Origin of the sequence: Paenibacillus pinisoli, assembly GCF_003605435.1 — a bacterium.
Classification (GTDB): Bacteria; Bacillota; Bacilli; order Paenibacillales; family Paenibacillaceae; genus Pristimantibacillus; species Pristimantibacillus pinisoli.
Genome location: NZ_QXQB01000001.1, coordinates 291,263 through 305,286 on the forward strand (window position 1 = coordinate 291,263; position 14,024 = coordinate 305,286).

Here is a 14,024-nt window from a genome sequence, read left to right on the forward strand (position 1 = left end):
AGCTGCAATCGCAGCAGACTATAGTACCCCGCTAAATGCTCTTGCATATTCGCTTAGGGCTGAGTCTTACTATAAACCGCTAGCAAGGCTTATGTAAACAAAATTAACATTTAACCATTACATCCTTATTTTGGACTTGCGGCGCCTTTCATAAACTCAAAAAAACGGGAGTAAGGCATGCTCGCCTTCTCCCGGTTATCAGTATTCTTATTTTCCCGTCACAACATCGCCGTTCCAAGCCAGCATGCCGCCCGCCACGTTTGTCACCTCAAAGCCCTGGAGGCTCAAATGCTCGCATACCCGGCCGCTTCTGCCGCCGCTGCGGCAAATAAACACGACGTCGCCTTCCACATCATGAACCTCATGCGCGCGGGCTTGAAATTCGGACAGCGGAATCAGCCTTGCTTGCGCGATATGGCCTTCTTCCCATTCTTCCGGCTCACGCACGTCGATCAAATTTAGCTTCCCTCCGGCTTGTAGCTGCTCCAGCAGCTCGGAGGTCGAAATTTCGCGATACATCTATTCATCACCCTTCAAATCGTAATCATCCGTTCGAAAGCATTGTATCGTGTACGAGTACGAATGTCCATGACAACCATTGGCTAACGCTTGTTTTTCTGCTTGGCTGCCAGCAATCTGTTAATCCTCTCTTGAGACGAGCCTTGTCCGGACGCAGGTTCCGCGCTTGCGGGCTCCACTTCCCTAGCCGTCTGGTCATCTGCTTCACTGCGTTCAGCCGATAATCGGCGGGCAGTCTGCGGCGGCTTGGCCCCTTCGCTGGCGCTAAGCGGCATGGGTGCCGTCCCGCTGCGGTTCATATGGGCCGCCTCCTCTTTGTTCGGCGGCGCTTCGTCCGGTCTCCTCTGATCGTAGAAACGGCTTCGTTCACTCGCCCGCTGCTTCAACCGGCGGATCGGCCCGTCCGGGACATCTGACACGTCTGTTTTGGGGCCGGAAGAATAGATTCTTTTCATTGGAGCGAACAGCCCATACCGGATGCGCGCCCAAGGAACGGATAATCTCCGAATGGCTATGTCGGCCAGCCAAAGCAGGAGAACGAGCAGCAGCAGCTCCCGAGACCAGTCATATGGCTTCTTATACGGCGTCGGCTCAAAACGGTAGCTTTCAGCCGCGTCCTCCATTGCAAGTGTCCGCCCCCCGGTAAGAGCGGATATATTCGCAAGCAGTTCTTCCCCTTCCTGATTGCTAATCCGGTATTCCGCAGCATACGGTACAACAAGACCCGTTGTAACGCCGCCTGATACGGATGCTCCTCCTCCTTCCTCGGCTTCGTAACCTCCGATATAGGACAAATAAGCGCCCGGAGCAAGCTGCGGCAATGCCGCCTCATAACGCCCCGGCGAGACCGGAATCAGCCGCTTGACCTCCTGCTCGCCGTTCTCCCCTTCCAGGCTGACGGCGAGACCGCCTTCCGGCATCGCATCCGCTCCCCCAGTCGATTCCACAATGAGCTTTGCGGCTCCCCCGCCCATCTCTGTCCGCGCACGATAAGGAGAGCTGTCGAATTGCGGGAATGTCCATTTGACCCATTCGGACAGCACCTGGGGCAGCCTCTCCCAAGTTACCCAATCCGGCGCCCATTTGCCGGTCATATCGCTCGTCCAAGCTACCGTACGCCCGGCGCCGTATGTCCATCGGGACAGTATGGGATCGCCCTCATGCGACCATAGCGCCACTTCCGCCAGCTCCTTGGGTGTCGTAGCGATATAGGCGCGAAGCTGGGGCAAGCCGCTTTGCCATAGACGCCCCCAATCCCCGGCTTGGCCGGCGGTCGGGGTCATCTCGCCCTCGACAACATAAGTCCTTGACATAAGGACAGTCTCTCGGCTGAAGATAGCCGGAATCGTGCTTTGATCATTGGTAAAGTAATATCGCCCCTTGCCTTTGTCCGCCAGCCATTCCAGAAGCGCTTGGTCCGCGCCGTCGCCGATGGCGACAGTTGACAAGGTCATTCCATGCTCGTTCATGCCGCCAGTCAGCGCTTCATAAGCTCCTGAGTCTGCGGATTGTCCATCTGTAAGCAGAATCATATGCTTCCGCTGCGCATCTGTATTCAGAAGTCCCTCGTAGCCTGCCGCAAGCGCCGAATAGATCTCCGTGCCGCCATCGGCTTGAATGCTCAGGATCTTGGAGATCACCTCATCCCGGTCAGACAGGGCAGTCGGCTCGACGATCCATTCCGGCCCCGAATCAAAAGCGATAACCCCGACCTGATCCTGATCGCGCAGCAGCTCTACTGTCCGGATAGCAGCTTCCTTTGCAAGCTCCAGCTTGCCGTCCATCATACTGCCAGAACGATCGATCACCAGTACAAGTCCAAGCGAGGGAATCTCTTTCCTGCCTTGCAAATCCATGTAGACGGGCAGCGCCCGCTCGATTGGCGTATGAAAGTAACCGCCGAGGCCGAAGCTCTCCTCACCGCCCAGCATCATTAGCCCGACGCCATAATCGCCTGCTGCGCGGCTAATCCATTCCATCGGCTTTTCGGCAATTCGCGTGGCCGGCACATTATGCAGGATGATGCTGTCATAGCTCGCATATTGCGCCAGCTCCAATGAAAGCTGCTCTGGTGCAATCGTCTCATATCCAATCATCGAGGCGGCTAGCGCTTCTTCAATGTTGCCGGAGGAGCCCGGCTTCCCTTCCACGACCAGAACCGCAGGCGGACCGCTAACACGGCTGAATGCATAAGCCGCATTGTTGGCGGACTGCTCATCGCCAGAGGCGTGAATTTCCGCCCGGTAACGGTGAAAGCCCGGCTTCAGCGCCGTCCCTTGCATGGAGAACCGATTCTCACCCCGCTCAAGTTGAACGGAGGAGACGGACATCTCCCTATCGTCCTCGTATAGCCGTATCTCGGCTTCACCTTCAAAGGTGCTTTGTACCGCAAGCTGCAAGCTGAAGGTTTCGCCCTGCTTGACGGATACCGGCACCACCAGCTCATTTATTGCCGCATCACGCTGATGTCCGGACGCCATAAAGACCGTATCCACCTGGATGCCGGCTTCTTTCAGCAGCCTGGCTTGCCTCAGCGCATCTCCCGCATTTTGCTCGCCGTCCGATAGGAGAATGATTCGCCCTCCTTCCCTGCCAAGCAGCGACGCGCCCATCTGCAGGCCTCTCGCCAAATCGGTATGCCGGTCATTCAGCGCTGTGCGGAAGGTGTAGGCCGTACCGCCGGGCAGCCGTTCGGATGAACGGGCACGGTCTGCAACAGCTTGCAAGCCGGCAGAGACAATGGCGCCTGTATCCCGCTCCGCCTTGCCGCTCCACCCCTCCGCAATCCAGGAGCCGATAAGGGCATCATGATTCATGCTGGCAGAACGATCCGCCACAAAAACGACATGCCTCTGATCGACAGTCCGATATGGATGAATGCCGGCCAGCAGCGCAATGAGCAGCAGCAGGACGAGGGATCGAACCCCCATCGCAGCATGCTTGCGGCCTCCCCGAAGCCGCGGCGTATGCCGGTACATCCAGAAGATATAAGCCAGCCAAGGGATAATCAGAGTATACATCCACGGGAAATCAGCTTGCATGCCCACGTCGATACACCTCCCATTCCGCCAGCAAGACAACCAAAATAAGTACAACAGCCCAAGACAACAACGGACTCGGAGCGGCAGGCAGCTCGCCAGCCTCCCCTGAGCCGGTCTGATCCTCTTGATCGATGCCCATCAAGCGAAGCTCGGCAGCAGGCTGAAGCTCATCCGGATGCGCTGTAACGGCCAGATACCGGCTTGCAAGCAGTTCGCCGGACTTCCCGTGCTCCTGCAAGCGATACAGTCCCGGTATCTCAGGCGCTTCGATCGCGCCGCTTGCGCCGGCAGCGGGCATCCGCTCCTTCATCCGCTGCTCCTGCCCGATTCCCGCCCCAGCCAATTCTACCGTCTCCCATTCTGCATACTCGGCTTCCGCATGGAAAGAGAGGTCAAGCTTGTCGCCCGCGACAGCTGTTCCAAGCTCTCCCTGCGTCCCGCCGCTCATCCACTCCGCTGATTGGAAGACAAGAACGGGAAACTCGGGGCGAAGCGGCAAATCTGTATCTTGGAGCTTAAATGTATACCGAAGCCGCGGCTTGCCGTCAACATTTCCCGCAAGGATAGCTGGAACGCCGCCATAGGTGAGCACAGCCTCGCCCCAATCTCCATCCGTCTGACCAAGCTTATGCATGCGCCCGATATGCGTATCCGAGAATGTCATATAAGAGGTTACAGGATGCTCTTGTGTTTGAACGGTTGTGCCGGCAGGGACACTCGAGCTCCCGTCATTCTCCGGATGGTCAATAAGCCAGAGCGGCTTGTTCTTCAGCAACGCAGACCACGCTTCATCCTTCTGGAGCTGCTCGTAAGTTCCGTCCGCCACAATCCAGTCAATCCCTTCCGCTTGCTCGCCGCTTGGCGGAACGGAATCGGGACTCGATTTGACGGGGACTACTCCCGAGAGGAGGAGCGCTTTCTCCAAAAACAGGTTCCCCTCTTTTGAGACGACGAGCGCTTGGCTGCTGCGCTGGATAACCGGAAATCCATAAGCGGTGTTATCCGTGCGAACGCTGTCGTTCAGCGGGAGCAGCCGTGCCTTGTAATACGCAGCAGGGGCAAGACCGGACAACTCGGCGCTCCCCCATTCTCCCGGTGCAATAACGATATTGCGCGAGGCCGATTGCTCAAGCGGACGGTCCCCCAGTACAGAGTAGATTTCTACGGTATATTCTCTTGCCTTGTCGCTGTCATTGCGCACCGTCACAGCGGCTTGATGATAGCCGGGCCGGGCCGCATCGGGGCGAAGGCTGAAGTGCAGAATGGAACCGTTATGGGTATCGGAATCGAGGCCGACACGCTTGATTTGCAGGGGGTGATAAAGCTGTAATCCGTTCGCTTCTTCTGCATCCCTCCACTTGCCGTCTGTGAATACAATGGTAACGCCGCCGCTTCGGCCATGATGCAGGGAATCGGCAAGCGAGAGGGCTGCGGTATGGTCCGTCCGCCCGTAATACGGCATCAGTTCATCCAGCGCCCGGTAAAGCTCTTGCCGATTGCCCGCCGAGGCTGCTATCTCAACCGGAACATCGCCGGTTGCAATGACACGAATCGGCCGGCCGCCAGGCTGGCTGTCCATCCAGTCCTTTGCCGCTTCGACTGCCAGCTCGAATCGGGTCTTCCCGTTGGACGCTGTCTCATCCCTGCTTAATGCCGTCATGCTGACCGAACGGTCCAAGACAAGCACAGCCAGCTCATCAGAGCTGTGCGGCTTCATAACGACAGGCTCCATTAAGGCAAGCACAAGCAATGATGCCGCCAAGAGCTGGAGAAGGAGGAGCCAGCGGCTGCGCAGCCGCTGCCATGGGCGGTTCGCTTCCTGCTCCTGCAGCATCCGGCGCCATAACAGATGGCTCGCCACTTCGGTATCCCGATATTTTTTTTTCAATATGTACATAGCGGCAATGGCTAACAGAGACACGAATAGCCATGCCGATGCTGCAGATAGAAATTGCATCTTGGCCCCCCTTTCTATCGTTTATGATCCCTTGCTGCAACCTGCACATGGCTTGATTGCGTGCCGCTGAATCGAGGACGCTGCCTAACGGGTTAATATGCCTGGCGCAGCTGCCAACTCCCGGATAGCATCCTGCACGGGCCTGCCGGTATCGACGAATGCATATTCCGCTCCGCGTTCGGAGCAGATCATGCGCAGCCTTTCCCGATAATGGGCGACTTCTTCCCGGTACTGCTTCAGCAGCCTCTCCGACACCGCCACCTCCTTGCCCGTCGCAAGCTCGCTGTCAATCAGATTCAGCTCGCCGGTCCATGCAGGACGAAGCTCTTCCGGCGATAGAAGCTGGACCAGCACCACCCCTTGGCCGGCAGCCGCAAGCGTCAGCAATGTCTCTTCTATTCCTCTCTCGAACATGGCGTCCGTGAACAGCCATGAGAAGCCGGAGCATCTCGGAAGCGCTCCAGGCAACCTGAAAGGAAGCGATAAATCCGATACCGGTGCCGAAGCGCCCATCTCCAAGAATTGATCCACTCTCTCTGCCGCTTGCACCTCGTCTGGCGGGCGCCCGCTCTCGTGATAGCGCTCAGCCATGAACCGGTACAGCTTCATGAACGAGGCTCTTCCATGCATCGCAGGCAAACTGCCGATAATCCGGCTTTGATTGAACAAACGAACCTCTACCTTGTCCTCGCCGGAGAGAGCCGCATAAGAAATAAGCGAAGCCAGCCTCAAAGCATATTGAAGCTTCGTGTACGGCGCTCCGCCCGAGAACGACATCGAAGGCGAGACATCTACATACATAGCGGCATGGAGCTCCTGCTCATCCCAATATTGACGAATATAGGCGCGTCCTGTACGCCCATAGACGTTCCAATCCAGCCGCCTGATATCGTCACCCGGAACATAGGGACGGTAATCCGCGAATTCTTGCGATCCGCCCAGCACCGACGACCGCCGCTTGCCAGCCATTGTTCCCCTTCGCCGGTTGCCTCCAGCAAGGCGGAGCCGCTCGACTTCAGCCAGCAAGCCGGGGTCAGGAAATAATAGCTTAAACGCCTCTTCGGACGACATGGAGCCATTCCCTGCGCCTGACATCTGGCCTTGCAATGCTTCCCGGCTCACCGCTTGGCCTCAATCGATTGCAGTATGGACTCCGCCAGCCTGTCCGAAGTTACTCCAAGCGCCTGCGCTTCATACGTCAGTACAATGCGGTGCCGCAGCACCGGCAGAGCGGCCGCCCGCAAATCCTGCCATGATACATGCATTCTGCCGCTGCATAACGCGCGTACTTTGCCGATTGAGATTAAGGCTTGCAGAGCCCTCGGCCCCGCCCCGAATCGCGCATAACGCTTCACATCATCCGGAGCGTCATCTTCGGACGGATGCGTCATCATGACAGCCTGAACGGCCAAGTCAAGCACATCCTCCGCAACCAGCAACCCCTTGGCCGCTTGCTGCAAAGCGGACAAATCCTCTCCCGTCATTACGGAATGAGCCGACGGGGAGGATATGGAGGTTGTGCGCAGCACAATCTGCTTCAGCTCTTCTCTGGTCGGGTAAGTGACCCCGATCTTGAGCAAGAAACGGTCAAGCTGAGCCTCTGGCAGCGGATAAGTTCCCTCCTGCTCGATCGGATTTTGCGTTGCCAGCACAAAAAACGGCTTAGGCAGCGCATGACTCGTCCCGCCAGCGGTAACTGTCCCCTCCTGCATAGCCTCCAGCAAAGCGCTTTGCGTCTTCGGTGTAGCCCGGTTTATCTCGTCGGCAAGCACCAGATTGCCGAAAATCGGCCCCGGCTGGAAACGCTGGGAAGCCGACCCTTGAGCGCCGAAGTCAATGAGCGTCGTCCCTGTAATGTCTGACGGCATCAAATCCGGCGTGAACTGAATGCGGGAAAACGACAGCGATACCGTATCCGCCACAGTCCGCACCAGCATCGTCTTGCCCAGCCCCGGAATGCCCTCCAGCAGAGCGTGCCCGCCCGCCAGCAAGCTCCACACCAATTGCTCGACCACTGCCTCCTGGCCGACAATGACCTTGGCTATCTCTTGCCTTAACGCCGTAATCTTCTCTACCGCCGCCTGCAGCTGCTCCTTCGACTCAATCATGCGAAGTTCCTCCGATTCTCAATCTGTCTTCCAATCAGATCGATAGTTGACTGCACGCCTATAGCTTGCCTTCTCTATCGATTAGGCTGAATCTCGTCAAAATATTGCTTTACTTTGTCCTGCATGCTTGCCGGCAGCGACGACCTGCCAAGCGATTGCTTGGCTTCTGCCGCATATTCGCTATATACCTCTTCATACGGGCGGGTCATTCCATCGATCATCGGAGATTGGCCGCCTTGCTCAATCTGCCCGCCTGTAGACGGCCCTCCGTCCACATGGACGTCACCGGAGCCTGCCATCGAGCGGGGAGTGGTAACGAGCGTCCGGCTGCCGGCCCCCGTTCCAGCTCCGTTTCCTGAACCTGCTCCGCCTCCAGTCCCTTGGCCGCTTCCCGATCCCGCTCCGCTGCCTGCACCTTGGCTGCTTCCAGATCCTGCTCCGCTGCCTGCACCTTGGCCGCTGCCCGTCCCTGCTCCGCTGCCTGCACCTTGGCTGCTTCCTGCACCTTGGCTGCCGGAGGAGCCTGATCCATTGGCGCTGCCCGGATTGCTGCCGCTTCCCTGACCGCTGCCTGCCCCGTCATTGCCCGGACTGCTTCCGGAGCCCTGCTGGCCTCCTGACGAACCCTGACTCCCGCGGCCTGCACCGCTCGAAGAGGCGCCGTCCCATGACGACGGAATCGAACTGCCCGCCCCTTGACTCCGCATGCTGCCGGCAATCGCATCGCCGCTGCGGTTAAGCTGCCCGCTCATCGCCCTGGCCAACCCCTCAAGCTCCCCTTGTGTCAGCTCTCGGCCTAGTTCTTCTTCGAGCCCGCTGAACGCATCTCCGCTTTCCAATCCGCTGTTATCGCGAATCCCCTTTGCCGCCTCTTGGAATGCAGACGTCAATGAATCCGCGTTGCCATTCTGCTCTTGTGCCAGTTGAGCGGCAAGCTGCTCCAGCGCTTGGGCCAATTGCTCCCGCTCGGCAGGAGAAAGCTGCTTCAGGCCGGAGCGAATATCATCCAGCGCCGCTTTCACCGCTGCCGATTCATGGTCCTGCAGCGCCGCGCCAAGCGGTCTCAGCTGCGGCTGTCCGCTCATTGCTTCCGCAACAGCGTCCAGCCGCTGAAGGGCTTCCTTAGCCGCTTCCGCCGCCCGCTCCAGCTCTTCTATCGCTTGAGCCAGCTTCTCCAGCGCCTCGGCAGGCTTCATGCCGCCGGAAGCCAGCTCCTTGCGAAGCTCATCTAGCGGCTGCAGCAATTCTTCCTTCGCGCCTTGCGGCAGCTCCGCCTTCTCCAGCTCTTCCTTCATCCCCTGTACTTCCTGTTCCAGCTCGGCAACCGAGGATTGTATCTCTGCTTGTGCTTTGGCTAATTGATGCAGCGGATTCGGAATGAGCAACAGCAAGACAATCCCCGCCCACACCGCCGCAAGCCCGATTAATACAGGCCGGACCGTACGCCATGACGGCCACGGCAATCGATGTTTGAGTTCTGAGACATACCGTTCGGCAGCCGCTGACGCTTCCTCGCGCTGAAGCCTGACAATGGGGGGCTCCACCTGCTTCTCATAACGCTTCAGTCCGTCCAGCGCTGTCACGATGGCATCCTCCGTAGCGGATTTGTCCATCTCCCTTGCCGCTTCCTTATCCGAAGCTCTCCTCCATACTCCGAACCAGACGCCTCCGATAATGCCGGCTATCACAAAGGAGAGGCTAAGGATAACAGCATGAAGAAGCGGCCACAATCTCGCAGCGGCCAGCACGAGCACGCCCGCCATGCTGCCCGCAAGCATGCCATACAGGACCATGCGCCGCAGCTTGAACCATGTCAATCGTCTGCGAACGGGCTTTATCTGTTCCATCAAGGACTTCTCCTCCATCTCCATTCCTCTCCTTTCCGCACTGGATTAGCGTCTTCTCGACGTTGGCCGCAGCTTCCTGATTGCAGTCCATAATGCTGCAGCTGAGAGCACCGAATAGATCAGCATAAATTCCAGCCACAGCGGCATTGGCGCACCTTTGCCGGTTTGATTGCCATAACGGTTAGCCATAAATACTTCATCCGAAATCGAAGGATCCAGAATGCTGTACAGCGCCGCAACCGGATTCCATGCCATAATATGACCGACCCAGCTGTAATTGGGCGCAGCACCCGCAGCCTGAGAATAATAATAATTGGAAGTTACATTCATCATGATAAAAAAGAGAATAGCCGTTCCGACGAACAGGAACAACGTGACCCCATACGTAGAAATCACTGAAAGCATCGTTCTCTTCAGCACGGTCGAAAAAAAGATGCCGAAGGAGCCGAGCACCAGCATAATGAACAAATAAAACAGAAACACAAGCACCAGCTGCTTCGGCGATATGCCGCCATACAGAAATACCATGCTGTAGATCGGAATCGTACTGAACACGATCAGCACCATAAAGCTAAGAGAGGACAACAGCTTGCTAATAATAATGGTAGCCGAGCTTTGCTGCGTCGTCAGCAGCAAGTTCAGCGTCTGTTTCTCGCGTTCCCCGCTAATAACCCCTGCGGTAAGACCCGGCGCCATAAATGCCACCAAGCCTAGCTGGGCCATAGAAAGGAAATAGAAAAGCACCTTGCTCTGCTCAGGATTAAAGGATACGCCGCCGCGTCCCGACAGCTCCTGGGTCAAATAGATGGCCGCGAAAGCCAATAACCCGATTGCGATCAGATAAAAAAACAAAGTCCACATCGCCCTAGGCGATCTCATGCGCAGCCGAAATTCTTTGTCCAGCACCGGATTAATCAGATTGAATCGGCCTAGCCAGCCTTTTGTTTCGCCGTTTCTCATTCGAATCCGCCTCCTCCCCGGGTAATCTCCAGGAACACATCCTCCAGATTGGTCTGCGCCTCGCTGAAGGAGACGACGCGGAAGCCTGCTTCCATAATCGCAGCAAGCAAAGCCGCCTGCTCTTCGTCATGCCCGCCGAAGTGAATCTGCCAGCCGCTTTCGTCCCGGAGCAGCTGATTAACATATGGCTGCTCGCGCAGGAACTGCTCTGCCTCTTCAACTCGGCCTATCAGGCGGACATGCAGGAAACGCTTGACCCGCAGCCTGTTCTGAATATCCGAAACGTTGCCTACCGCAACCATAGAGCCGTGCTCGATAACGCCGATCTCGTCGACCATCTCCGCCAGCTCCGGCAAGATGTGCGACGAAATAATAATCGTCTTCCCCATCGCCTTCAGTTCCTTCAATATCTCGCGCATCTCGATTCTGGCGCGCGGGTCTAGGCCGGAAGCCGGCTCATCCAGTATGAGCAGCTCGGGATCATGCACCAGGCAGCGGGCGAGGCAAAGCCTCTGCTTCATGCCGCGCGACAGCGTATCCACATAAGCTTCCCTCTTATCGCTCAGATTCACCAGCTCAAGCAGCTGCGGGATCAGCGCTTCGCGCTCCGCCTTCGGAATGCCGTAGCTGGCGCCATAGAAATGCAAATATTCATCCGTCTTGAACTGGTCATAGACACCGAAGAAATCCGGCATGTAGCCAATGCGTTTCCGCACTTCATGAGGATGCTCCATGACATCGAAGCCGTCCACCTTGGCATAGCCGGAGCTGGGAGCCATCAGCGTAGCCAAGATCGACATCGTCGTCGACTTGCCCGCTCCGTTAGGCCCGACAAATCCGAATACCGTTCCTTTGGCAATCGTCAGATCAATGCCTTTAAGCGCCTGGAAGCCCCCAAAATGCTTTGCCAAACCGCGAATTTCAATCATGGGCTGCCCTATCCGGGGGAGCACTTCCTTGCCCGAATCGTCGTTCATTCCCGCTGCATGTTCTATCATGGACTCAGCTCCTCTCCTTCCAGGACAATGTAAGGGAATACGACATCCGTCTGGTTCTGCACATCAAGCTTGATGCGAATCGAGCCTTGCTCCGTCAAATATTCGCTTGGAACGCCAAGATCGCCTTGAATCGGCATCCACTCGCCAGCGGCAGCATGCCAGATGCTCCAGTCCACAGCCGTATTCGCAAACCCTTGCGCAAATTGAATATCCATCTTGTCATAGGCGATCCGGTCGCCATTCGGAATCAGATACTCCAGCTCCGCTGTGCCCGTTCCTACTTGCATAACGCCGTTGCCATAGCTTTGCAGCACTTGCAGACTGCTTGAAGCAATGAGCGGCTTGATGACGCCGGCAGGGACAAATACACGGTCTCCAATCCGGTTGATCGGCAGCAGCTCCTGCACCCACATTTTCAGATTATCCGTTTTCACTTTGCTGCCGCTAACCGTATAACTGCTGTCCCGATCCTTGCTAAAGCCGATAATGACAGGCGCCGACAACATCGGAAGGCTATTCATATGATCGAAGTAGCCGCGGACCACCTCTCGCTCCCGCTGCCAATCATCACTTCCTCCGCTTGTGCCGTATGGGAAGATCATCCCAGCATAATCATAGTAGTTGCCAATAATCGGAGGCTGACTATTGCTTATATTGCTTATGGCAGAGCTTTCCCCGGCTTTCAGATCTCCGATCGACTTTACCTGTCCGTTCATAATAAGCGATACGCGGGTCAGATCTGCTCCCGTCTCGTTGCTCACTGCGATCCGGATAGAGCCATTCTCCTCTAAGTACTCCGTCTTGATTGCTCCGCTCGCATCGGGGCTTGCGACAACCCGCTCCATCCATAGCTTGCGAGTCGACCAATAAGGCACAGAACGCCATACAGCCTGAACGCTTTCTGTGCGGTCGATCATTTGATAATTGCCGTTCAACTGCAGCGTGCTGACCCAATTATTGTCGGAATACATCCCAAGCGATCGCCTCTCTCCGAACTCGGCAGTCACAGTCCCGCCCGTCGGGTTGAAAATAGCTGTCGCACCCGATATGACCGAGCGCCCGTCCACCGACATTTCAATCACTTCAATGGTATGCGACTGAGTGCTGCGCTTGTCTCCCGCTCCAATGAAAAAAACGAGCATTCCCGTAATAACAGAGACGGATGGAATAAGCCACCATGCCCATTCCCTGCGGTCCGTCTTGACCAGCACCCCGTACAATAGCGGCGCCACAATCAGCACATATATACCAAACATCAGAAGCAGCAGCGGAAAAGACGGCGGCTTTATCGAAGGGAATTGGTCAACTGCCGATTTCAAGGTGCCTTGTAAGTCGCTATAGAAAGAAGGTACGCCAACTCTAACGCCGACTGTTCCTAACGGATTGGATAAGGAATCCTTCAATAACTTGGACCACAGAATGGCGCTTCCCGGCCAAGAAGCAAGCGGCGACAAGGAAGGATCAAACGCTACATAGAGGACGGAGCCAAAGCCGACTTCCCGGTTGACGGCTAATGGCAAGTTTCCTTCCGCCAACTCAATCGTGCCCGCCACAATGCGCCCGTTCGATACGGTAATCGGCTGGTCAAACTTCAGCTCAGCTCCGCCGGAAGCGGCAAGCACATCCGCACTCTCCAATGTTGTCAGACCGCTTGCCTCAACAGCAGCAATATCAAGAAAGGCTTCCGAAGTTTTGGCATAGCCGGCTCCGCCAGACAGTACAAGCGTCCCGCCTTTCACAACCCAATCCTTAATCGCTTGCACGGATGACTGATTCCATTCCGAAGTCGGCATGTCATTAATCACCAGCACGTCGATCATATCAAGCATAACCGAATCTCTCGGCAGCTCTTCAGGTGTCAGAGGTATAACCTTGATATCATATCCCCTGAGATTCAAGGTCGGCATAAAATTAAGCGTATCCGGGTCGCGCGAGACAACACCGATGGCTGTCCCGTTAATTACGCGTCCATCCAGCGTGTCCACACCGATTATCGGCACAGACTTGCCGCTCTTATAGGAACCTTCGAAAAAACGGATCAGGCTTGAATCTTTATTCAATACGGTTCCCTGCAGCGCAAAGGAAACCTCTACAGCCGAGCCGACAGGAAGATCGACTGGCACTACCAGATCGGTAGTAATGCCCTGAGAATTTATCGTAGACAATACGGCTTCCCCTGATTTGTCTTCGCCCGTACGATTGGTCATCGTCACACTGACGGGATACCATTTGTTCTGCTTGTACGACCCTTGAAAGCCAACCTTCTTCTGGATGGCGATTCCTCCATCTGCTTCTGCTGCTGAAGCCTTCGGTATGTATACAGCAGCAAGCAGCAAGCATGCCATCATGATTGCCGTATGCAATGCAATGATCCGCTTCCATCTTCCCTTCACACGGGCACCCTCATTTCTATTCTATGTCCTATATTCATTGTAACGAAAAAAGAAGGGGAATGGTTGCTTGTTTTCCAAAGATTAGATGATCCCCGCAAGCGGCGGAGAATAAAGACTTCGAGCCTATTGCAACTATTGACGAAAAGATTAGACTGGGTTATTTTAGAAATATACATATATTAGAATAAAAGGAGATGATAT

The 14,024-nt window shown here is 56.1% G+C and carries 9 protein-coding genes; all 9 read right to left on the reverse strand.

Annotated elements, in window-relative coordinates:
- Positions 1 to 207: 207 nt before the first annotated feature.
- Entirely contained in the window at positions 208 to 519 is a 312-nt protein-coding gene (locus tag D3P09_RS01360; RefSeq protein WP_120106524.1) for a rhodanese-like domain-containing protein, read from the reverse strand.
- Between the two features lie 83 nt (positions 520 to 602).
- The gene (locus D3P09_RS01365; protein ID WP_243643940.1) at positions 603 to 3,560 is read right to left on the reverse strand and encodes a VWA domain-containing protein; all 2,958 of its coding nucleotides are present in this window, start codon (positions 3,558 to 3,560) and stop codon (positions 603 to 605) included.
- On the reverse strand, positions 3,550 to 5,517 hold the full coding sequence (locus D3P09_RS01370) for a vWA domain-containing protein (protein ID WP_120106528.1): 1,968 nt from the start codon (positions 5,515 to 5,517) through the stop codon (positions 3,550 to 3,552). Before D3P09_RS01370 ends, D3P09_RS01365 begins: the two co-directional genes overlap by 11 nt.
- Before the next feature lie 84 nt (positions 5,518 to 5,601).
- Entirely contained in the window at positions 5,602 to 6,639 is a 1,038-nt protein-coding gene (locus D3P09_RS01375; RefSeq protein ID WP_120106529.1) for a DUF58 domain-containing protein, read from the reverse strand.
- Positions 6,636 to 7,625, reverse strand: coding sequence for an AAA family ATPase (locus D3P09_RS01380; protein WP_120106531.1), 990 nt, complete (start codon positions 7,623 to 7,625; stop codon positions 6,636 to 6,638). The genes D3P09_RS01375 and D3P09_RS01380 overlap by 4 nt, the downstream gene beginning before the upstream one ends.
- 74 nt (positions 7,626 to 7,699) lie before the next feature.
- Positions 7,700 to 9,472, reverse strand: a complete 1,773-nt coding sequence (locus D3P09_RS01385) for a hypothetical protein (RefSeq protein ID WP_133304959.1) — start codon at positions 9,470 to 9,472, stop codon at positions 7,700 to 7,702.
- 45 nt (positions 9,473 to 9,517) lie between these two features.
- Positions 9,518 to 10,432, reverse strand: coding sequence for an ABC transporter permease (locus D3P09_RS01390; RefSeq protein WP_120106535.1), 915 nt, complete (start codon positions 10,430 to 10,432; stop codon positions 9,518 to 9,520).
- Positions 10,429 to 11,361: an ABC transporter ATP-binding protein gene (locus tag D3P09_RS01395; RefSeq protein WP_120108442.1), complete on the reverse strand. Its 933-nt coding sequence runs from the start codon at positions 11,359 to 11,361 to the stop codon at positions 10,429 to 10,431. The genes D3P09_RS01390 and D3P09_RS01395 overlap by 4 nt, the downstream gene beginning before the upstream one ends.
- A gap of 65 nt (positions 11,362 to 11,426) precedes the next feature.
- Entirely contained in the window at positions 11,427 to 13,823 is a 2,397-nt protein-coding gene (locus D3P09_RS01400; RefSeq protein WP_120106536.1) for a DUF7408 domain-containing protein, read from the reverse strand.
- Between the last annotated feature and the right edge of the window lie 201 nt (positions 13,824 to 14,024).

Coding starts and splice junctions, on each gene's coding strand:
- D3P09_RS01360 (WP_120106524.1), bottom strand. CDS start 519: ATGTATCGCGAAATTTCGACCTCCGAGCTGCTGGAGCAGCTACAAGCC.
- D3P09_RS01365 (WP_243643940.1), bottom strand. CDS start 3,560: ATGCAAGCTGATTTCCCGTGGATGTATACTCTGATTATCCCTTGGCTG.
- D3P09_RS01370 (WP_120106528.1), bottom strand. CDS start 5,517: ATGCAATTTCTATCTGCAGCATCGGCATGGCTATTCGTGTCTCTGTTA.
- D3P09_RS01380 (WP_120106531.1), bottom strand. CDS start 7,625: ATGATTGAGTCGAAGGAGCAGCTGCAGGCGGCGGTAGAGAAGATTACG.
- D3P09_RS01385 (WP_133304959.1), bottom strand. CDS start 9,472: ATGGAACAGATAAAGCCCGTTCGCAGACGATTGACATGGTTCAAGCTG.
- D3P09_RS01390 (WP_120106535.1), bottom strand. CDS start 10,432: ATGAGAAACGGCGAAACAAAAGGCTGGCTAGGCCGATTCAATCTGATT.
- D3P09_RS01395 (WP_120108442.1), bottom strand. CDS start 11,361: ATGATTGAAATTCGCGGTTTGGCAAAGCATTTTGGGGGCTTCCAGGCG.